Below are 19,755 nucleotides of genomic sequence, written 5' to 3'. Positions count from 1 at the left end.
CTCCTCGCCTCCAGCCTATTTCGTTCCGTAGGTCCGCTTGTAGGCGGTACTGTACATCGCCAGCAATTCGTCTGCTCCGAGCTTTTTAGCCTGATCGATGAATTGATTGTACGTCGTATCGTTGATCGGCGTTTTGCCGGTTACGAACTCGGTCATTTTCTGCTCGAGGAATTTGTTCAGGTTGCTCAGTTTCGATTTCTCCAACTCCAGCTCGGCCTCGGTTTTGACGATCGCTTTAGGCGCCGGAATAATATACTTTTCATATTTAGCGTTGATCGCCTTGCTTTTCTCGTTCAGCCCCCGTTCCCAGGCGTCGCGCGACTTGGCGTTATCAAGCGTAATGTTGTCGTACCAGACTCCGTAATCGCGGCGCAGCGGCACGTACGGGCTCGCTCCGAATTCCTTCATATATAGCGGCTTGCCGTTCTCGATCGTATACGTCTTGTTCACGATGCCGAGGGACAGATAGTTCGAGCCTTCTTCGCCGACGAGGTAATCGAGGAATTGGACGGCTCTCTCCTTGTCTTTCACCTTGGCCGAGATCGCCCGTCCGCTGGCGCCGACCAGCGAGCGCGAGTACTGGTAGTTTTTGATGCCGGAGGCGGCGAACTGCGGGATCGCGTCGAACTCGTAGTCGGCGGGAGCGCCGGCTTTTTTCGCTTTTTCGGTGAGCGGCTCCAGATCCGCTTTCCAGAAATAAGTGACGAGCGATTTACCTTTCAGAATGCGCTCCTCCCACTGCGCTTGCGTCAGCAGCGAATATTCCGGATCGAGCAGCTTCTCGGCGTACAGCCGGTTCATGTACACGATCGCATCCTTGAAGCCGCTGTGATAAGGGGCGAACGCGTATTGGTCGTTGGCCGGATTCAGGTTGAAGAAGCCTTGAATGCCGGTGAACGCCCTGCCGAACACGGTGTACAGGCCGGTGTCGCCGATCGGCGAGTTGGAGACGAGCGGATACGTATCCGGGTATTTCTCCTTCAGCGCCTTCAGAAACTGATAAAACTCCTCCAGCGTTGTCGGTTCCTTCAGATTGTTTTTCGTCATTAAATCTTTACGGGCGTACCAGATGAAGTTGAACCCTTTGCCGGCCGCATCGCCTTCGAGCACCGGCACCGTATATAATCCGCCGTCCGCGCCGGTCGCGAGCGCTTTCGCCTCGGGGTACGTGTCGTAAAACTTTTTCAGATTCGGCGCGATGTTCAAGTAATCCTTCAGGTTCAAAAACACTTTCTCCGGCCCGTTCTCGCGCCCTTCCTGGGTCGTTACCTGGATAAAATCGGTCACGGAGTTCGTCGCGATCATAATTTGCCGTTTCTCGGTCAGGCCTTCCTGGCTGACGACCTGGAAATCGACCTTCACCCCGGTTTTCGCCTCGATTTCTTTGAAAATTTCCCAGTCCGTCCGTACTTTTCCTTCCGTCCGGTCATACACGAGCCACGAAAATGTGACCGGTTTCTTCGTAACGCCTTCCGGCTTATTGCCGTCCGGTCCCGGTTCGTCCTTGCCGCTGCACCCCGCCGCCAATCCGCCCAGCATCACTGTCGCCATCGCCGCCGCGATCGTTTTTCTTCTCAATGGGGCCGCCTCCCTTTCGTATCGTAGAAATGGATCTATAGATGCGGATTCGGAAATCCGTACCTACCCTTTGATGCCGCCGATCATCGTGCCTTGTACGAAATATTTCTGGATAAACGGGTACACGCACAAAATCGGCAGCGTGGCGATCATAATCATCGCGTATTTGAGCGTCTCCAGATGGCTCAGATCTCCTTCGCCCTGCACGTTCGTCCCGGCGATCAAAATGTTGCGAAGCATAATCTGAAGCGGGTACATGCTGCGGTCATTCAAGTAGATAAGCGCGTCGAAGAACGCGTTCCATTGTCCGACTGCCGTAAACAGCCCGATCGTAGCCATCACCGGCAGCGACAACGGTAGCACGATCCGCAGCAGCACCTGGAACGAGCCGCAGCCGTCGATCGTACCCGCATCCTCCAGCTCCTCCGGCAGCGCTTCGAAAAACGTCCGCATAATGAACAGATGCCACGTACTGATTAGCGTCGGCAGGACGATCGCCCAGATCGAATTGAGCAGCCCAAGCTTCTGGACGATGAGGAAGGTCGGAATGAGACCGCCGCTGAACAGCATCGTAAACGCCGCCATCAGCAAGATCGCCCGGCGGCCGGGCAGCCACTTTTTCCCGAGCGGGTACGCCATCGCCGAGGTCGCGACCAGTGTAAGCGCCGTATGGACGACCGTGTACCGGATCGTATTCCAGTAGCTGATCCACAAATCCGGGTTAAATACAAGCCGTTCGTAAGCGGCCAGCGTCACCGCCTTCGGCCATAACAGCACCTGGCCGCTCGCGACCATCGCATGGTTGCTGATCGAAGCCGAAAACACGTACACCATCGGATACACCATCACGATAATAAGCACGATCATGCCCGTCACATTCATGATATCGAACAGTCTGGACATCCAGCTTTCCCTGATCTTCATAACCCTCCTCCTCACCAAAGACTCGTCTCCGAGTATTTCCGCGCGATCCGGTTCGCCAGCACGACGAGGATGAAGCCCGTCGCCGACTGGAACAGCCCGACCGCCGTAGCGAAGCTGAAATCGGCGTCCAGGATGCCCCGGCGATAAACGAACGTATTGATCACGTCCGCCGTCTCGTAGGTCATCGAGTTGTACAGCAGCAATATTTTCTGAAATCCCGTCTCCATAAAATTACCGAGATTAAGCACGAACAAGATGATCATGACGGGAACCATCCCGACGAACGTAATATGCCGGATTTGCTGGAACCGGTTGGCCCCGTCGATTTTGGCCGCCTCGTACAAGGTCGGATCGATCCCGGCGATCGCCGCCAAATACAGAATCGTGCCCCAGCCCACCCGCTGCCAAATCTCCGAGCCTACATAAATCGTCCGGAACCATTCCGGCAGGCCGAGAAACAGGATCGGCTCCATGCCGAACCATTTCACGAGAATATGATTGACGACGCCTGTCGACGGCGACAGAAACGTCACGAGTATGCCTGCAATAACGACGGTGGACAAAAAATGCGGCATGTAGCTGATCGTCTGCACGAATCGTTTGAACCAACGGATGCGCAGTTCATGGAACAGCAGCGCCAGCAGCACCGGAGCCGGGAAATGGAACAGCAGATCGTACACGTTCAGCATGACGGTATTGCGGATCAGCTTCCAGGAATCCGGCGTGTTTACGAAAAACTCGACGAAATGCTTCATCCCCACAAACTTGCTGCCGAGCACCCCCCGGCCGATCGAGAAGTTCTGAAACGCGATGACGACCCCGTACATAGGCAAATATTTAAAGATCAAATAATACAAAATGCCCGGCAGCATTAACAAATACAACGCTTTATGTTTTTTCAACACGAACCAGAAGCGGGACATCGAGGTCACCAGGCGTCACGCCCTTTCTGTAAACGATTCCAATTTATTCGCCTGCCGTGTTCCTTGCCTTGCCCCCACTATAGGTCCGGAGCCGGCAGGTCGTAAAGCGCGTTTATTTGTCCGCTGCCGCCTTTTTTGCATCGCGCGGGAAGCCGCTTGCCGTCAGCACCGGCCGGAAAAAAAAGAGACGTCCGCAAAAAGGAAGTCTCATCTTTGGTGGATCGCCCGGTACTTCGCAGGCGTTGTTCCTTCGTATTTGCGAAAAACCGGAATCAGCGAATTCCGTCCCCAGTAGCCGACCTTCTCGGCGATTTCGTCGATGTTCATATCCGTTTCCAGCAAATATTGCTTGGCTTTCTCCAGCCGGACTTTGGCGATATATTCCACGTATTTGTCCCCAACCTCCTCCTTGAACGTGCGGCTGAAGTGGCCGGCCGACATGTTAAGCTGACGGGCGAATCGTTCGATCGACAACTCTTCGTTGTAGTGCTCCCGGATGTACGCCGCGATTTCGGCAAACTGGCGGCGCCGTACATAAGGCTCGGCCGGCCGGAACAGCTCGGCGTGAATGTCGCGAAGACAGAGCCGGATTTCTTCCCAGGTGACGCAACGGTTCAGCTTGTCGAACAGGCCGGAGTAAAAGGCGATATGAAAATCGCCGCGGTCCGTCTCCGCCGAACGAATCCATGTATTCAGCACGTCCGAACAAAACATCTTGACCTCGGCCGCCCGGGCGTGCTTCCCCGCATCCAGCAAGTCGAACACGCTTTTCAGCAATCCGCCGTAATCCCGGCTCTTGTACATATTGACGAACCGGTTCACATCCTGAGCCGACAACAAACTGTCCCAGCCCGTCCTGCACTGCGCCATCCGCTCCTCTCCGCACAGCTCGACTTCCGGACCGAGCCCTTTGTACTCCAGCATCGCCAGCGCATGTCCGTATGACCGGTGGAGCTGCTCCAAAGAATCGGCCGTACTGCCGATGCCGATCGTAATTCGGCGTACCTTCGCGTACGGCAGCACGATCACCTTTAGCCTCTGCGCCGCCTCGTCCGGACTGCCCCGCTCCGCCGCCTCATGGTGGACGACGCACGCCAGGATATCCGGCTTCGTCTGACACAGCCACACCGGTCCCGGGTATGACTTGCGGATTCGCTCCGCAATCGCTCCGATCCATGACGCGCCGGGCGGCTCCGGCTCCTCCTCCATACCGTGTTCCGGCTTCCGGGAGTACGCCTGGAGCTCGATACACAGCACCGTCCGTTGCACCTCCGTCCCGCTTGCTGCAAGCGGCCCGTCCCGGTATTCGCCGAGCAGCAGCCTCGTCAGCAGATGCTCCTGAACCATCGGAACCATGCCCGTTACGAGACGGGACAACTGGTCGTTCTCAGTCATCAGCTGATCGGAGTAGCGCTTGATGACATCGAAATCGTTGCCACGCCGGGGGAAATCATACCCATGGAGCGGATCGCGGAACGAGACAAGCCCGGTTTTGATCTCATGGATGGGAGCATACAGCTTCCGGCTTAACAAGTAAGAGACCGCGCTTCCAAGCAGCAGAAAAAAACCGAAAAACGCCACGCACAGCTTGCTAATCAGCCGGGCGGGCGCCAGTAGTGTCTGCAGATCGATGACGCTGACATAACTCCACGCATCCGTAAACCGCGACGGAATCGAGGACAGCTTGTTCGCTCTGGCTCCGGGCTCCATCGAGCCGGCCTGGACGATCGCTTCCCCGCTCCGGTCGACCATCGCGGTTCCCAGCACCCACGGCTCCCCGATTCCAATCTTCTCGCGAAGCTTATCCCGGTTCACGTCAACGACCAGGTACAGATCCGGATTGGCGGAATTGAACGGGTAACTCATCACGGCGGAGATAACGGAGCCGGGAAACGAGTCGATGTCGTTAAGCGGATTTTGCATCACCGCGTACGGCTTCGTGAAAACCATCATTTTTTTCCCTGTCAGATGGGGGAACAGCGCCGCTTTGTCCGCTTGGCTTATTTTGTAATGGTACTGAAAATAATAGGTTTTATCCGTATGCATCCTCGAATCGATGACCAGGTCGTGGCCGGCGAAATACAAGTAGGCGTTCGTCACGAGATCTTCGGAGCGGAGCTTGTTTAACTGCTCCATCAGCGAATGAACCCATTCGTTGCGCTGCTGGTTGTCCGGCGGATCGGCCGCGACTTTCAGAAATCCTTTCAGATCGGCCGCGCTTAGCATATGGATCATGCTTGTCTGCAGCAGTGTGAAGGTCGAGTCGGTCTGATCGGAATAATGCCGCATCAGCATGTCGCTCCGGGCTTCCGCATCGCTCTCGATCAGACGGACGACGAAGACATATGTAACCGTGCTCGCAACGAAGACGGGGACAAGAAACAATACGAAATAGCTGGCGAACAACTGCCAAAACAAAGCGATCCGGCCGCTGAACAGACGATTCATCGCAGGTTGCCCCTTCCTCCCGATTCCTTCCGAGACCGAACACCGGAATGTCCTTTGTATCATTGTATCGCCGTCACGCAGAATCAGTACCGGTACCGGAGAAACCGGATCGTTTTTAAGGCTGCGGACGTCGTCAGCAATAAGAAAACCGTCCGGAAAACATCCGGACGGTCCTTTGACGTGCAAACCCATACGTTGGTGCGTGGAAGGGAATGGGTACGGGCTCCGCCGCTCGTTGACGAGGTTTAAAGAGAGCCACCCGGCACTAGGTGTGGCCTGAAAACATTTTGCTTACGTGCAGTTGTGTTCGTCTACGCCATAACGTATGCGCACGCGCACGGTTTCTCAACCTATAAGAGTCTTTGGTACCCTCTAAATTCGGCCTTTCCCAAAAAACGAAACGAATAAAGGCGGTTTGCACCCCTTATTTCAACCCACTGATGGGGGATGTGGCCGTTTCACCGATAATAACAGCTTCAAACCGCTCTTAAGGCCTCCATCCATGCGGATTCGCACCGAATAAAGGGTCCAAACCGCTCTTAATCGGTTCATCCACGGTTTCATCCCCGCTCGAAGCAGAGCAGAAAGCCGAACGGCCATGAAAAAGCGGCTTTCGACAGTTGCTGACCCGTGCCGCTTACAACTCCAAATCAAAATAAAAGCTGACGCCCCGTTCCGTGTTCATCACCCCGTACCGGCTGTCGTGCATATCGAGGATATACTTAACGATGGCCAGCCCGAGCCCCGTTCCTCCGGTTTTCCGGTTCCGCGAACGCTCCACCCGGTAGAACCGTTCCCAGACGCGGTCCAGCTGATCCTCGGGCAGCTTCTCCCCTTCGTTCTCGATGGACAGGCGGATTCGCTCCCCGTCTTTCTCGATCCTTACGGTAATTTCGGTACCTGCGGACGCATGGCGGATCGCGTTCATAAGCAGGTTAAACAGCACCTGCTCGATCTTGACCGGGTCGGCGTGAACCGGCTGCTCATCCGACGTTACGGTTACGACCTGGAGCTCTTTCTCGCTCAGATGGTGGGACAGCTTGTCGGCGATGTCTTCCATCTGTTCGCTGAGCGAATAGCGGAGCTTTTTCGGCTTCGTTTTTTGCGACTCCAGCTTGGTGAGCTCCAGCATATCCTTCACCAGATTTTCCATCTTCTCCGTCTCGTCCAGAATGACTTCAAGATACCGCTCCCGCTTGCCTTCGCTTACGCCGTCCTTGACGCCTTCCACAAACCCTCTTACGATGCTGAGCGGCGTCTTCAGCTCATGGGATGCGTTGGAAATAAACTCCTTCTGCATCTGCTCCATCCGCAGCTTGTGTTCCATATCGGTTTTCAGCCGCTCATTCGCTTCATACAGCTCGCGGAGCGTATTGTCCAGCGTCTCGGACAAGCTGTTCAAGCTGTCAGACAAACTGCCGATCTCATCGCTGCCCTTCACCTGCGACTTCACGGAGAAATCCAGCTTGGCCATGCGCAGCGCGATTTTGTTCAGCGACAGCAGCGGCTTCGTGACAAGCTTCGAGAACAGCAGCGAGAGCAGGACGATCAGGGCGATGCCGCCGACCGCGAGATAGAGGTAGAACAGTCTCAGCGCATCGTAAGCTTCGCTAATCTGCTGCAGCGACGCCACGACGAAGACCAGCTCGCTGACCTTCCCCCCGGCCACGACCGGCTGAATCGAGACGAGTCCGCGCGTCCCGCTGATCGTCTCCGTCCATTCCTCGGTAATCCGCTTTCCGCTCTGCAGCTCCGCTTCCTTCGCGGGAGAGAGTGGGAACCATTCGTCCAGCGCAAGGAACAGCAGCCCCTGGCGCAAATTCCACTGGTTGGGGTGCGGCAGCAGCGCATCGGTAATTACGCCGCCCAGCCGTTCCAACGGTTCCGCGATCCCGCTGCTTGTAATGCTGCCGATTTCCTTCGCCCCCGCTTTTTGGATCACCGCGGGGAAGAAGAAATCTTTCGTGTCCGGATTATCGTAGACGCCCAGCACCTCGATCCGGTCCCCGATGCTCAGATTTGCCTGCAGCAGCTCCTTCAGACCCGAATTGATCAGAAACGACAAGGAGATCCGCACCGCCCGCCCGCTGTCGTCCTGTATGACGACGCGAAACGAATTGTCGTATTTGATTTTGCCCTCCGGGTTTACTATCGCGAGCTGGGCTTTATTCTGGTTGATGAACAACGCCATCTCCCGGGAGATTCGGTCGTCGTCCCAGCGGCCCTGCGCGTATTTTTGCCCGAACGCCTGCAGCTTTTTTTCCAGGGCGGCCGTTTTCTGATACTGGTAAAACTTGTCGAAGAAGAACAGCTGTCCGATCAGCACGACCGCGTAAAAAAGGAAAAAAAACAGTGCGGTAATCGCAAACAGCTTAAACGCCACCCCGCGCCTGTTCATCGGTCCTCCTCAAACTTGTAGCCGGAGCGGATCACGGTCCGGATATGGCGGGCTTCGCTGCCGAGCTTGCCGCGCAGTTTTTTGATATGCGTATCGACGACTCTCATATCACCGAAGTAATCGAAGCCCCATACGTGGTCCAGGATCGTCTCCCGGGCCAGTACGATGCCTTCATTTTTGATCAGATACAGCAGCAGATCATATTCCTTGGGGGACAGCTCGACCTCCTGTCCGTTCATGTCGACCCGGCGGGCGCGTCTGTTAATGACGATCCGGCCGAAGCGGATCAGATGATCTTCCTTGCCCACGGTCCCCTCGATCCGCTTCATCAGGCTTTTGGCGCGGGCGACCAGCACCTTCGGGCTGAACGGCTTCGTTACATAGTCGTCGGCTCCAAGCTCGAAGCCGAGCATTTTATCGTCTTCCTCGGATTTGGCGGTTACGATAATAATCGGCACGGCCGAGCGGGCGCGCAGCTGCCTGCACACCGTCCAGCCGTCCATCTCCGGCATTAACAGGTCGAGAATGACAAGGTCGACGCTGAGCTTCTCCAGCATTTCGAGCGCTTGTACGCCGTTCTCGGCTTCATAGACCGTCCACTGCTCCCGCTCGAAGTAGTCGCCGACGATTTCGCGGATCAGACTTTCATCCTCGACCAGCAATACTTTTCTCCCCATGCTTGCGCTCGCTCCTCTTGCATTAGTTGTCTCTCTATACTGTACCGAATCGGTGTGTACTTAGTGTGTCGATGGATGGAAGAAAAGCAAGATAAACTAGGACTTCCTACACATGAAATACACACCAGTCCGCTATAATGGCTTCCACGGCCATAGACTATTCCCGCTCGAGAGGATGCCTCTGATGAACATTTGGGCTATATTGAATCATAAAGATACGCGCCGCTTTGGAGTTTTGGCGCTGTTCTGCCTGCTGCTGTTCTGGCTCCACAGCATGCTGAATCTGATCCTGCTTACGTTTCTGATGACTTATCTGATGAACCGGCTTCACCTGTATGTGAAACGGTGGATCGACAAAGTCGTCCCGATCAACGCCACCGTTGTGCTCGCCCTGCTGTACAGTCTGCTCGTGACATTGCTCGTTACTGTTATGGTAAAGCTGTTTCCCGCGCTTGTCCATCAGGCGACCCAGCTGTTCGAGCTGGTCAAGCAAGTGTACGACAATCCGCAGAATGAGATGGTCGCTTATTTGCTCTCGCTGCTCGGAGGACTGGACATCCCCAGCATGCTGAAGCCCGGGCTCGATTTTATGATGAGAATCGGCAATTGGGGATTTCATTTGTTTCTGGCGTTAATCTTAAGCTTGTTTCTGCTGCTCGGCAAAGGAAACGTCATCCGCTTCACCGCGCAATTCCGGACGAGCAAGCTGGGCTGGTTCGTCAAGGAAATTGAGTTTTTCGGCCGCAAATTCGTGCGGACGTTCGGGAAAGTGATCGAGACTCAATTGTTGATCGCGCTGATCAACTGTATGTTGACGACTATCGCTTTATGGATTATGGGCTTCCCGAACTTGATCGGACTTGCCCTGCTCATTTTCGTGCTGGGACTGATACCGGTCGCGGGCGTTTTTATCTCGCTCGTCCCGCTCGGCGCGATCGCCTTCAGCATCGGCGGCTTTATCTACGTCATCTATCTGATCGTGACGATCACGATCATTCATGCGATTGAGGCTTACGTGCTCAACCCGAGACTGATGGCGTCCAAAACCCATCTGCCCGTCTTTTACACGTTTGTCGTGCTGCTGTTCTCGGAGCATTTCTTCGGCATCTGGGGGCTGATGGTGGGCATTCCGACCTTCGTCTTTTTGCTCGATATCCTGGAAGTTACACGTATGGGTAAACCGGCTGCCCAGGCAGTTCCTGAACCGGAACCGCGGGAAGTCTGATCGTCTATAACCAATCGGAGCGTGGCTGTTCATGACCTTCGTTCAAGATATGATTATGCAATACGGATATATCGCTTTATTTCTGTGTCTCGCCCTTGGCATTGTCGGCTTGCCGATTCCGGACGAGCTGCTGATGACCTTTGTCGGCTATTTGGCCTCGATCGGGTTTATGAGTATGCCGGGGTCTGTCGCCGTCAGCTTCCTCGGGGCGATGAGCGGGATGATGATCAGCTATACGCTGGGAAGGAAGTTCGGCAAGCCGCTGCTGTGGAGGTACGGCAAGTGGCTGCGGCTCACGCCGTCGAGGCTGGAGAAGGCCGAGACGTGGTTTAACCGGTACGGGCCGTGGACGGTCGGCTTCGGCTATTTTATCCCCGGTATCCGGCATCTGACCTGTTATTTGTCCGGGGTAAGCGCCATGAAGCCAGGCACCTATTTCATATTCGCAGGCGCAGGCGCATTGATCTGGTGCACCTTATTCATTTCGATCGGCTATTTCGTCGGTTCGAAGATTTGAACAAGAAGATTCACGCCAAAAAGAACCAGTCCGCGTCATCCGACTGGTTCCCGCCCCGCTTTTATACTCCGCCCGGAATCACTTCCAAATGCTTGAACTCGTACCCCTGCTCGCGTGCGTAATCGATAATGCTCCCCATCGCCTCGGCGTTATCGCTCGATACGGAATGGAGCAAGATAACGGCTCCCGGATGCAGCTGCCCCGTCACCTTATCGAAGGCGTGCCGCCAGCCCTGCTGCTTGTTCGTATCCCAGTCCACATAGGCGATCGACCAGAACACGTTAATATATCCGAGCTTCCGGCTGACCGCCAGCGTACGCTCGCTGAATATGCCGCGCGGCGGCCGCAGGAACGGCATCTCTTGCTGCCCGGTGAGCTCGGCGACGCTGTCCTTCACCTGCTTCAGCTCGGAGGCGAGCCGCTCGTCCGATATTTGGGTCAGATCGGGATGGCTCCACGAATGGTTGCCGATCCGATGCCCCTCTTCGCTCATCCGTTTCAGCAAATGCGGCTGTTCCCGGATGAATTGTCCGGTTACGAAAAATAACGCCGGCACCTTTTTCTCCTTGAGCACATCCAGTATTTTCGGCGTATGGCCGTTCTCATACCCGTTATCGAACGTTAAATACAGCGTCTTGCCGGTGCCGTCCCGCCGGAATATGGCATCATACGTTTCGAGCACCGGTTTGAAGCCTTCCTCGTCGATGGAGGCGGGCGCTCCGTTCCGGCTTTTCTTGAATCCGAAATGGTACGGCTGACTGCCGGAAGCTTCAGCGGACGCAATATCCGCGGCTAAACCATAAGCGAGAACGGCGGCGATACATACGAGGTTAACCAGCTTTCGCATCTTCCCTAAGTTCCTCCTGAGTGGTTTCCCATATCGTAGTGTAAAAGGGTTTGACTGTATTCTATGCTTTACCGTCCTGCTCATAATCGTGTAATTTTTACCTGTGCGAAAAACCGTCTGGATAACCATCCGGACGGTTCAGCGAGCAATTGCTTATTTGGATTCAGGTTCCTTACAGCTTAACCCATGCGGTAAGGCCATCCGGGCTGTCCGGGTTGATGCCCAGCCGTTCCGCTTTGACCAACGCAACGATTTGCGGGATAAAGATAAATGGAATACCTTGCACTGCGATATCCAGCTCGGCGCCGGATTCAACAGCCAGATCCGCCGCAGCCGGATCAATAACGCCGGCCCGATCGGCATAAGCGATCACGGTCGCGCCGCGGCCTTTAATATCCTGGATCAGTTTGCCCTGATGCGCCGTTCCGTCAGCCGTCAACAAAGCGATGACGAGCGTGTCCGCTCCTACCGTCACCATCGGGCCGTGCCTGACGTCAAGCAGGTGGAACGAATGGGCTTGCACTTTGGCGATCTCCGTCAGCGCGATCGCGCCTTCCGCAGCGATTCCTTGCAGCTCCCCGTCGGCCAGCAGCACCGCATTGGACCATTCGAAGTCGGCCGCCTGGCGGATCGCATTCTCGACGCGCTCCATGTAAGCTTCGCCCTGTCGGATTACAACCGCCAAATCGTTCAGCAATTTCTCGTCCTCGCCGAGGAAAGCGGCAATCATCAGGTTGGCGGTGTACAGATTGGATACCGTCCGCGTCTGGCATACGCTGTTGTCGAACGCCCACGGCAGCTCAAGCGTAAAGTCTGCCTTCTGCGACAACGGCGAACCGGCTACGCAGGACAGTGCCAATACGGGAACATGCTTATACTCGCGGATCAGCTTGACCGCTTCGACCACTTCGCTCGTGCTCCCCGAACGGGACGGCGCGATGATCAGCGTCTCTTCCATCAACGGGCGGTAGCGCTGCGGATTCAGCATCAGGTCGCCGCCCGCTAGTGCGCTTGCCGGAATGCCGGCGCGAAGGCGTACGGAGAACGCGGCGGATTCGCTCAGACAGTAGCTGGAACCGCAGCCTACGAACGTGACGGACTTCGTCTGCAGCCCCCGTACGAAGGCGACGATATCGGAACGTTTCGACATCATATAATCATAAGTTTGTTGAAGCGCAGCGTACTGCTGCTTGATTTCACTGTAAGTTAAACTCATAGTTCGTTACCCTCCCTTATCATCCTAATGAAATTATAAATCATATGAATGATTACAACAATCATTTTTTTGATTGAAAAAATCATTTTAACTTGAATTGTTCCATTTTTGATGGAAATTCCGTCTCCGTTACTCATTTGACGGCCAATGTTATATAATGATCATCGATTACTGTTAGCGCAAAGGAGAGCCGATCGATTCATGTCCCGCACCATACTGATCGCCGACGACGAAGCGGAAATCCGCGAGCTGTTGTCTTTATATCTGGAAGCCGACGGACTGCGGGTATTGGAAGCCTCGGATGGAGCCGAAGCGGTCCGGATGCTCGGAGAACACGAGGTTGCCTTGCTGCTGCTCGATATTATGATGCCGAATATGGACGGCTTGCGGACGCTGAAAGAAATACGCAAAACTCATAACATCCCGGTCATCCTGCTGTCGGCGAAAAGCCACGATAACGATAAAATACTCGGCCTCGGCCTCGGAGCGGACGATTACATCGCCAAGCCGTTTAATCCGTTGGAAGTAACGGCCCGCATCCAGGCGCAGCTGCGCCGGTATTACAAGCTCGGACAAGCTCCAGAGCATAGCGAACCTTCCGTCCTGACCGCCGGAGATTTACAGCTTGATCCGTCCAGCTGTACGGTCAGCAAACATGGCGCCCTCCTGCCTCTGACTTCCCTTGAGTACAAAATGGTCGAGCTGATGATGCGCCATCCCGGCAAAGTATTTACGAAAAAGCAGCTGTTCGAATCGATCTGGGACGATTTTTATTTCGGCGATGACAATACGATTATGGTCCATATCAGCAAAATCCGCGAGAAGCTGGAGGACGATCCGCGAAATCCGGCTTATATCATCACCGTGCGAGGCATCGGCTATAAATTCGAGAAAAGGATCGCCCGTCATGAAACGTAACCGGATCTACTCGGCGATGATGCGCAATTATTTGCAGTTCGTGCTGCTGACCGCCCTGCTCTTCGTTATCGTGCTATGCGTCACGATCGTCTCGCTCGGCATAAAGCTGGAGAAAGGCGCCGTACCGCTTCAGACGGCTCAGGATATTGCGAAGCCCGATTACCGCTCGATCGCTATGGGCGAGCTGGAATCCGCCGGAGCTTCCGTCGAAGTATTGGACGAAGCCGGCCGTGTGGTGCATACGATCGGCCCGGACAACGGCCGGAGCCCGGTTTATACGGATACGGAGCTGTACCTGTTGCTCGGGAATAAGCGCGAGCTGCCCTATTATACGACCGCCATGCCGGTCGCCGGCGAAGACGGCAAGCCGTACCTGGTGCTGCTGAAAATTCCGATGGGCGAAGTAAGCGGCACGGTGGAGCTGCGCAAAAACGCCGAGCAGACCGACTGGTTAATCGGCCGCCATCTGCTTTTGTTTCTGGCGATTTTTCTGTTGCTGCAAATCGGCCTCGTTTTGCTGTACGCAAGGCGTACGTCCCGGAAAATCAGCCGTCCGCTGCACGCGGTTGCCAAAGGACTGCAGCAGCTGACCGAAGGGCAATACGACACGCAGATTCAGATCGCGGCCAAAGCGCACTCGGAAATCGCTCAGCTCCGCGACGCTTATCATTATTTGGCCGGGAAGCTGTCGGACGCAGAGAAGGAAAAAGCGGTGCTGGAGCAAAGCAAAAATCATATGCTGCTCGATTTGTCCCACGACCTGAAAACTCCGCTTACGAGCATCCAGGGTTACGCCCGCGCGCTGCAGGAAGGGATGGTGCCGGACGAAGAACGCAAGGAGCGATACTTGAAGCTGATCCACGACAAATCGGTGCGGCTGACGAACTTGATCGATGCGATCTTCGAGCTGCTGACGATGGATACGCCCGGCTTCAAGCTGACCCTCGTCCGGACCGATCTGGCCGAATTTCTCCGCGAGATCGCCGCCGAGTTTTACGAAGAGCTGGAGGAGAAGCTGTTCAAGCTGGAAGCGGACATTCCGCACGGCCTATGGACGGCCGGCATCGACCCCCGTCAGATGGCTCGCGTTCTCTCCAACCTGATCTCCAATGCGATGAAATACAATCCGCCGGGGACGGAGCTGCGGCTGGCTCTCCGCAGGCAAGGCTCGCTCATCGCCATCGAGGTGGCGGATAACGGCGTCGGCATCCCGCAGCGGCTTCAACCGACGCTGTTCGAGCCGTTCGTGCGCGGCGACGAAGCGCGCAACAGCCTGGGCGGCACCGGACTGGGACTTGCCATCGCCAAAAAAATCGTCGAGAAGCATCAAGGGACGTTGGCGCTTTCCCGGCACACGCCCGGCTGGACCGTATTTACGATCCTGCTGCCCGCCGAGCCGGTTCAACCGAATACCGATTAGCTTTCATTCCGCCGGGCTTGGCGTAAAGCCCCGGCGGTTTTTTTACGATTAAGGCGAGCTTAAGCTTCTCTTCACATTCGGTTAAGACGGGTGAAAGAGTGGTGCGGTAAGCTGGTGTCATCCTTTATACCAGACTGGAGAGAGCTGCTATGACCGCCTCGCAACAATTACGGGAACATTCCGGCGCAGCCGGGCAACCGCCTGTTATCGAAATTCGCAACGTATACAAGCATATCGGCAAAAAAACGATCGTCCGCAACGTTTCCTTCGACGTCTACCCCGGCGAAATATTCGGCCTGCTCGGCCCGAACGGCGCCGGCAAAACGACGCTGATCCGGATGCTCGTCGGACTGATGTCGATCTCGGACGGCTCGATGAAGGTGGACGGACACGACGTGCGGCGCGCTCCGGACAAGGCGCTCCGCAGCATCGGAGCGATCGTCGAAAATCCGGAGATGTACAAGTTTATGTCCGGCTACAAAAATCTGCTCCACTTCGCCAAGCTCGTTCCCGGCAATGGCATAGACCGCTACCGCATCCTGGACGTCGTCTCGATGGTCGGACTCGACAACCGGATTCACGACAAGGTCAAAACGTACTCGCTCGGCATGCGCCAGCGGCTCGGCGTGGCGCAAGCGCTTATGCACAAGCCGAAGGTGCTCATTCTCGACGAACCGACGAACGGACTCGATCCAGCCGGCATCCGCGAGCTCCGCGACCAGTTGAAGACGCTCGCCCGCGAGGAAAGGATCGCCGTCGTCGTCTCCAGCCATCTGCTGTCGGAGATGGAGCTGATGTGCGACCGGGTAGGCGTCATTCAACAAGGAGTGCTTATCGGCATCCAGCAGGTGACGGAGGAGAATACGTCGGAGCATGCCGTCCCGATCCTGTTTCAGGTCGACAGCCGGGAGGCCGCCAGGAAGGTGATCGCCCTCGCGTTCGACGGGCTGGCGGTAGACAGCGATCCGCTCGGCATTCTCGTGACGACAAGCGCCGGCTGCATCGCCGATATTAACGCCAAGCTGGTCGCCGGCGGAGTTCGCGTATCCGGCATATCGATCCAGGCGAAGTCGCTGGAAGACAAATTTATGGAAATGACGGGGAGGCCTTAACATGATTACCTTTCTCCGGATCTTGCAGGCGGAATTTTTGAAAATTTTCGCCAGACGGCGAAACTGGGTGCTGATCGGGGTGCTGCTGGTGCTCGCTTTCGCCCCGACCTATGTCAGTCCGTTGTTCCCTCCTTCGGGGCAAGACTGGCGGACCGAACTGCGCGAGGAAAATAGCAAAATCGAGAAGACGCTCGTTGAGGGACAGCTGACAGACAGCGAACGCCAGCACAAGCTGGACGCGGCTGCGCTGAACCAATACCGGCTTGACCATGACATGCCACCGGAAGAACAATCCGTCTGGGGAACGGTACAATCGCTGTCGATGCTGACCAGCATCATTACGCTGCTCTCCGTCATCGTAGCGGCTGACAGCATCGCAAGCGAGTTTTCCTGGGGAACGATCAAGATGCTGCTGACCCGGCCCGTCGGAAGAACGAAGCTGTTGATGGCCAAATACGTGTCGGTCGTCGGATTCGCCTTGATGCTGATCGGGATACTCGCTGCCGCCGGTTTCGTGCAAGGGCTGATCGATCATGGCTTCGGGCATGTCGCCCTGCCGCATCTGACCCTCATAGACGGCGCTGTCCAAGAAAAATCGATGATCCTTCATACCCTGCAAACGTATGGGCTCAAATCGGTTAATCTCCTTATGATCGTCACATTCGCCTTTATGATCTCCGCCGTTGCGCGCAGCAGCTCCATGTCGGTGCTACTGTCCTGCGTGCTGCTGTTTACCGGGACGACCGTTACTTTCTTGTTCGGCGAGAAAGCCTGGGCCAAATATATATTGTTCGCCAATACCAATCTCACTCCCTATCTGGACGGCGGCGCCCCGCTTCCCGGGATGACGCTGGGCTTCTCGATCGTGATGCTGACCGCCTACTTCGCGATGTTTCACGCTGCGGCCTGGTACTTCTTCACGCGGCGTGATGTAGCCGGATAAAATTACCACTTCCCGCGATGTATGGCATTCGCCGTTTCCTATAATAATATGAAAACCAACTACAGAGGAGGTGAACACACATGCCAAACAACAATACTTATGTTGTACCTCAAAGCGCTAGCGCAATTGACCAAATGAAGTATGAAGCGGCAAGCACGCTGGGCGTAACTTTGGGTGCGGAAACTTCGTCCCGCCAAAACGGTTCGGTCGGAGGACAAATCACGAAGCAGCTCGTGCAAATCGCGGAGCAAACTCTTGCGGGTCGCCGGTAATTTGCATTAGCTGTGTAGGGTCCCGACCCATAATATCTCCTTCAATGCGTAAACCATAAGTCCCGGCCTACGGGAAAAACAGGGTCGTCCGTGAAAACGGACGGCCCTTTGTGTTATCTCTTAAAACTTTTTCCTGGATTGCCCAGTCTAATAAACAAAACCGAAAGGGGAGCACGTTCCGAGTGGATGAGCAAACGAATCCGGCCGAGCTGGTTCTGGCGGCCCGCAGGGGCGACGACGAGGCGTTTTATCGTCTAATGGTCCTGCATCATGACAAGCTGTACCGAATTGCGTTCGCGTATTTTCGAAGTGAAGCGGACGCTCTGGAAGCGATTCAGGAAGTCACGTACCGCGCTTATATGAAGCTTCATTCGCTTCGCAAGCCGGATTATGCGGGCACATGGCTTGTCCGCATCCTGATCAACTATTGCAACGACGAGCGGCGGCGGCGAAGCCGGCAAGCGGAATACCGCTCCGGCGGCATACCGGACGAACGCGCCGACGTAACCGAGATCCGGGCGGTCCGGGACAGCCTGGAATCGGCTCTGGACGTGTTGGAACCGCGGCAGAAGCAGATCGTGATCCTGAAATATTTCGAGGATCTGACGATACGCGAGATCGCCGCAGCGATGCAATATCCCGACGGCACGATCAAAACGTGGCTGTACAAAGCGCTTCGCAAGTTAAAAGACTATATGCGGAAGGACGGGGAACCGGATTGAGGGACAAGTCGAAACGGCGTTTTTGGAAGTACATAATCGGTCTTGACAGTTATCGGTGCAAATGGGCCCGCGTCGCTCCCCCTGAACAGGACTCCCCCGGAGAAACGGAAGCGGAAGCGGCCGCGCATCCGGAGCTTGCACCGGCCCCGGCCATCCAGTCATTGAAGGATGTATATTGGCTGGCCTCCCCCCCTCCCGATATGGAAACATACATCCGGGAAGGAATCCGCCAAGCCAAACGGGAGCTTGCCCGCAAAAAGCGAAAAAAACGGGCGACCGGCGCAGCCGCGGCTCTGCTCGTTCTCGCGCTGTCCGCCGCTCTAGGCTTCTCCCCCGCTTTCGCATCGTTCGTCGGGAAACTGACGACACAGCTTCTTGATTCGAAGGACGGCCTTCACATTGCTGCCGAGCAGGGATACAAGCAGTATGTCGGCAAATCGGTCGAGCACGACGGGATCGAATTACGGATCGAAGATTTAATCGTCGACGAATTGCGTATGGTTGTGTACTATTCGATCAAAGATAAGAACGGCTACGACAGCGTACGGATCCAGGCCAAGTGGGTGGACGCGGCTACCGGTGAGGAGTACCCCGTAGGCCAGCCTATGATGAGCAGCGGCAGCGACATCTTCAGCAGCAGCGGCACGTTCAGCGGACCCTGGGAGAACGGCGCGATGGAGATTCGCTGGAAGGAAGACGCGGCGATTCCGGACAAACTTCGTTTACGTGTAACGATGCATGTGCCGATGAAGCCCGGGTACCAGAAAACCGTGCAGCTGGATAAGGAATGGAACCTTAGCTTCTCGATCCGCAAAGATCAAATTGTCGCCAAACAAGTATTCGAGCTGAACGAGACGGTTTCTTTGGACGGACAAAACGTAACGTTTAAGCGGGCGACCTTGCTTCCTACCGCCATTCGTCTCGATCTCTCGGTCGATCCGAACAACAGCAAGCAGTTGTTCTCCATCGAGGATCTGAGACTTGTCGATCAGGACGGCCTGGAGCTGAAGCCGCTCCGCGGCTTCGAACGGCAATATTTCGTCTATCCGGTTACCCGGCCTAAAACATTGCATACGATCTACTTTGAAGGGAGCCTGCTCGCCAATCCGCAATCGCTCGACCTTGTAGGCAGTACCATCCGTGCGCTGGACAAGAGCAAACGCGAGATTATCGTGGATACCCGCGAGAAAAAACTGCTTAAAGTACCGGACGAGCGGATCAGACTTCTCGATGTGAACAAATATCCGAACCGCTGGGAGTTTTCGTTCGATCTTGAGAAGGACGTTGATAACAAGTTCTCTCCCCACATGATTGACATACATTCGCTGAACACCATGGAGCAAAGCTGGTTCGACCCTTCAGACGGGTATGGGCTCGGTTGCGGAGGGTACAGCTCTTCCGAGGAGACGGTCCAAAAGCTGAACTGCGTGATGACAGGTTCGGAATTAATGGGCGAATATTTCCCCGAGCCGTTCGTGTTCCGGATCTACGACTATCACTATAACAAAATCCGTCAGCCGTTCCGGGTGAAGATCAAGTAACAGCTTACTGCCGCCCGTCTTTGGAAATCATACAAATTATATATGTATGTTTACTTTGTTGGCGTTATCCTTTA

At 55.4% G+C, this 19,755-nt stretch carries 17 protein-coding genes; 9 read left to right on the top strand and 8 right to left on the bottom strand.

Annotated features, from left to right (window positions below):
- Nucleotides 1–15 precede the first annotated feature (15 nt).
- From IDH45_RS18200 to IDH45_RS18175, 6 genes are all read right to left on the bottom strand, one after another.
- Nucleotides 16–1,551, bottom strand: coding sequence for an extracellular solute-binding protein (locus tag IDH45_RS18200; RefSeq protein WP_190929607.1), 1,536 nt, complete (start codon nt 1,549–1,551; stop codon nt 16–18).
- A 90-nt stretch (nt 1,552–1,641) separates the two neighbouring features.
- Nucleotides 1,642–2,502 (bottom strand): carbohydrate ABC transporter permease, encoded by an 861-nt coding sequence (locus IDH45_RS18195; RefSeq protein ID WP_190929553.1) that lies wholly within the window; start codon nt 2,500–2,502, stop codon nt 1,642–1,644.
- Nucleotides 2,503–2,513: 11 nt separating this feature from the next.
- The gene (locus IDH45_RS18190; protein ID WP_223836774.1) at nt 2,514–3,425 is read right to left on the bottom strand and encodes an ABC transporter permease; all 912 of its coding nucleotides are present in this window, start codon (nt 3,423–3,425) and stop codon (nt 2,514–2,516) included.
- A 207-nt stretch (nt 3,426–3,632) separates the two neighbouring features.
- On the bottom strand, nt 3,633–5,873 hold the full coding sequence (locus tag IDH45_RS18185; protein WP_190929551.1) for a helix-turn-helix domain-containing protein: 2,241 nt from the start codon (nt 5,871–5,873) through the stop codon (nt 3,633–3,635).
- A 637-nt stretch (nt 5,874–6,510) separates the two neighbouring features.
- Complete coding sequence (locus IDH45_RS18180; protein ID WP_190929550.1) at nt 6,511–8,271, bottom strand: sensor histidine kinase; 1,761 nt, start codon at nt 8,269–8,271, stop codon at nt 6,511–6,513.
- On the bottom strand, nt 8,268–8,948 hold the full coding sequence (locus tag IDH45_RS18175; protein WP_190929549.1) for a response regulator transcription factor: 681 nt from the start codon (nt 8,946–8,948) through the stop codon (nt 8,268–8,270). Before IDH45_RS18175 ends, IDH45_RS18180 begins: the two co-directional genes overlap by 4 nt.
- 184 nt (nt 8,949–9,132) lie before the next feature.
- Here IDH45_RS18175 and IDH45_RS18170 point away from each other — a divergent pair, with 184 nt between their 5' ends.
- Nucleotides 9,133–10,173 (top strand): AI-2E family transporter, encoded by a 1,041-nt coding sequence (locus IDH45_RS18170; protein ID WP_190929548.1) that lies wholly within the window; start codon nt 9,133–9,135, stop codon nt 10,171–10,173.
- A gap of 31 nt (nt 10,174–10,204) precedes the next feature.
- The gene (locus IDH45_RS18165; RefSeq protein ID WP_190929547.1) at nt 10,205–10,690 is read left to right on the top strand and encodes a DedA family protein; all 486 of its coding nucleotides are present in this window, start codon (nt 10,205–10,207) and stop codon (nt 10,688–10,690) included.
- Between the two features lie 61 nt (nt 10,691–10,751).
- On the opposite strand, the gene pdaA is transcribed toward IDH45_RS18165, so the two are convergent.
- The gene (gene pdaA, locus IDH45_RS18160; RefSeq protein WP_190929546.1) at nt 10,752–11,537 is read right to left on the bottom strand and encodes a delta-lactam-biosynthetic de-N-acetylase; all 786 of its coding nucleotides are present in this window, start codon (nt 11,535–11,537) and stop codon (nt 10,752–10,754) included.
- A gap of 172 nt (nt 11,538–11,709) precedes the next feature.
- Nucleotides 11,710–12,753 carry an SIS domain-containing protein gene (locus IDH45_RS18155; RefSeq protein ID WP_190929545.1) on the bottom strand — a complete coding sequence of 348 codons (1,044 nt, stop codon included), beginning with the start codon at nt 12,751–12,753 and terminating at the stop codon, nt 11,710–11,712.
- A 201-nt stretch (nt 12,754–12,954) separates the two neighbouring features.
- Between IDH45_RS18155 and IDH45_RS18150 the strand changes: the two genes are divergently transcribed.
- From IDH45_RS18150 to IDH45_RS18120, 7 genes are all read left to right on the top strand, one after another.
- Nucleotides 12,955–13,671: a response regulator transcription factor gene (locus IDH45_RS18150; protein WP_190929544.1), complete on the top strand. Its 717-nt coding sequence runs from the start codon at nt 12,955–12,957 to the stop codon at nt 13,669–13,671.
- A complete protein-coding gene (locus IDH45_RS18145; RefSeq protein WP_190929543.1) occupies nt 13,661–15,091 on the top strand; it encodes a sensor histidine kinase in 1,431 nt (476 codons plus the stop codon). Before IDH45_RS18150 ends, IDH45_RS18145 begins: the two co-directional genes overlap by 11 nt.
- A gap of 149 nt (nt 15,092–15,240) precedes the next feature.
- Nucleotides 15,241–16,203, top strand: a complete 963-nt coding sequence (locus IDH45_RS18140) for an ABC transporter ATP-binding protein (protein ID WP_190929542.1) — start codon at nt 15,241–15,243, stop codon at nt 16,201–16,203.
- Nucleotide 16,204: 1 nt separating this feature from the next.
- On the top strand, nt 16,205–17,146 hold the full coding sequence (locus IDH45_RS18135) for an ABC transporter permease (protein WP_190929541.1): 942 nt from the start codon (nt 16,205–16,207) through the stop codon (nt 17,144–17,146).
- Between the two features lie 80 nt (nt 17,147–17,226).
- On the top strand, nt 17,227–17,418 hold the full coding sequence (locus IDH45_RS18130) for an alpha/beta-type small acid-soluble spore protein (protein WP_190929540.1): 192 nt from the start codon (nt 17,227–17,229) through the stop codon (nt 17,416–17,418).
- 182 nt (nt 17,419–17,600) lie between these two features.
- The gene (locus IDH45_RS18125) at nt 17,601–18,140 is read left to right on the top strand and encodes a sigma-70 family RNA polymerase sigma factor (RefSeq protein ID WP_190929539.1); all 540 of its coding nucleotides are present in this window, start codon (nt 17,601–17,603) and stop codon (nt 18,138–18,140) included.
- A complete protein-coding gene (locus IDH45_RS18120; RefSeq protein WP_190929538.1) occupies nt 18,137–19,681 on the top strand; it encodes a DUF4179 domain-containing protein in 1,545 nt (514 codons plus the stop codon). The genes IDH45_RS18125 and IDH45_RS18120 overlap by 4 nt, the downstream gene beginning before the upstream one ends.
- The last annotated feature ends 74 nt before the right edge of the window (nt 19,682–19,755 follow it).

It is taken from the genome of Paenibacillus oceani, from assembly GCF_014705615.1.
GTDB lineage: Bacteria > Bacillota > Bacilli > Paenibacillales > NBRC-103111 > Paenibacillus_AB > Paenibacillus_AB oceani.
This window is presented reverse-complemented; position numbering and strand designations above follow the sequence as displayed.

Excerpts from the sequence above, each read along its gene's own strand:
- IDH45_RS18200 (WP_190929607.1), bottom strand. The coding sequence starts at position 1,551 with ATGGCGACAGTGATGCTGGGCGGATTGGCGGCGGGGTGCAGCGGCAAG.
- IDH45_RS18195 (WP_190929553.1), bottom strand. The coding sequence starts at position 2,502 with ATGAAGATCAGGGAAAGCTGGATGTCCAGACTGTTCGATATCATGAAT.
- IDH45_RS18190 (WP_223836774.1), bottom strand. The coding sequence starts at position 3,425 with ATGTCCCGCTTCTGGTTCGTGTTGAAAAAACATAAAGCGTTGTATTTG.
- IDH45_RS18185 (WP_190929551.1), bottom strand. The coding sequence starts at position 5,873 with ATGAATCGTCTGTTCAGCGGCCGGATCGCTTTGTTTTGGCAGTTGTTC.
- IDH45_RS18180 (WP_190929550.1), bottom strand. The coding sequence starts at position 8,271 with ATGAACAGGCGCGGGGTGGCGTTTAAGCTGTTTGCGATTACCGCACTG.
- IDH45_RS18175 (WP_190929549.1), bottom strand. The coding sequence starts at position 8,948 with ATGGGGAGAAAAGTATTGCTGGTCGAGGATGAAAGTCTGATCCGCGAA.
- IDH45_RS18170 (WP_190929548.1), top strand. The coding sequence starts at position 9,133 with ATGAACATTTGGGCTATATTGAATCATAAAGATACGCGCCGCTTTGGA.
- IDH45_RS18165 (WP_190929547.1), top strand. The coding sequence starts at position 10,205 with ATGACCTTCGTTCAAGATATGATTATGCAATACGGATATATCGCTTTA.
- pdaA (WP_190929546.1), bottom strand. The coding sequence starts at position 11,537 with ATGCGAAAGCTGGTTAACCTCGTATGTATCGCCGCCGTTCTCGCTTAT.
- IDH45_RS18155 (WP_190929545.1), bottom strand. The coding sequence starts at position 12,753 with ATGAGTTTAACTTACAGTGAAATCAAGCAGCAGTACGCTGCGCTTCAA.
- IDH45_RS18150 (WP_190929544.1), top strand. The coding sequence starts at position 12,955 with ATGTCCCGCACCATACTGATCGCCGACGACGAAGCGGAAATCCGCGAG.
- IDH45_RS18145 (WP_190929543.1), top strand. The coding sequence starts at position 13,661 with ATGAAACGTAACCGGATCTACTCGGCGATGATGCGCAATTATTTGCAG.
- IDH45_RS18140 (WP_190929542.1), top strand. The coding sequence starts at position 15,241 with ATGACCGCCTCGCAACAATTACGGGAACATTCCGGCGCAGCCGGGCAA.
- IDH45_RS18135 (WP_190929541.1), top strand. The coding sequence starts at position 16,205 with ATGATTACCTTTCTCCGGATCTTGCAGGCGGAATTTTTGAAAATTTTC.
- IDH45_RS18130 (WP_190929540.1), top strand. The coding sequence starts at position 17,227 with ATGCCAAACAACAATACTTATGTTGTACCTCAAAGCGCTAGCGCAATT.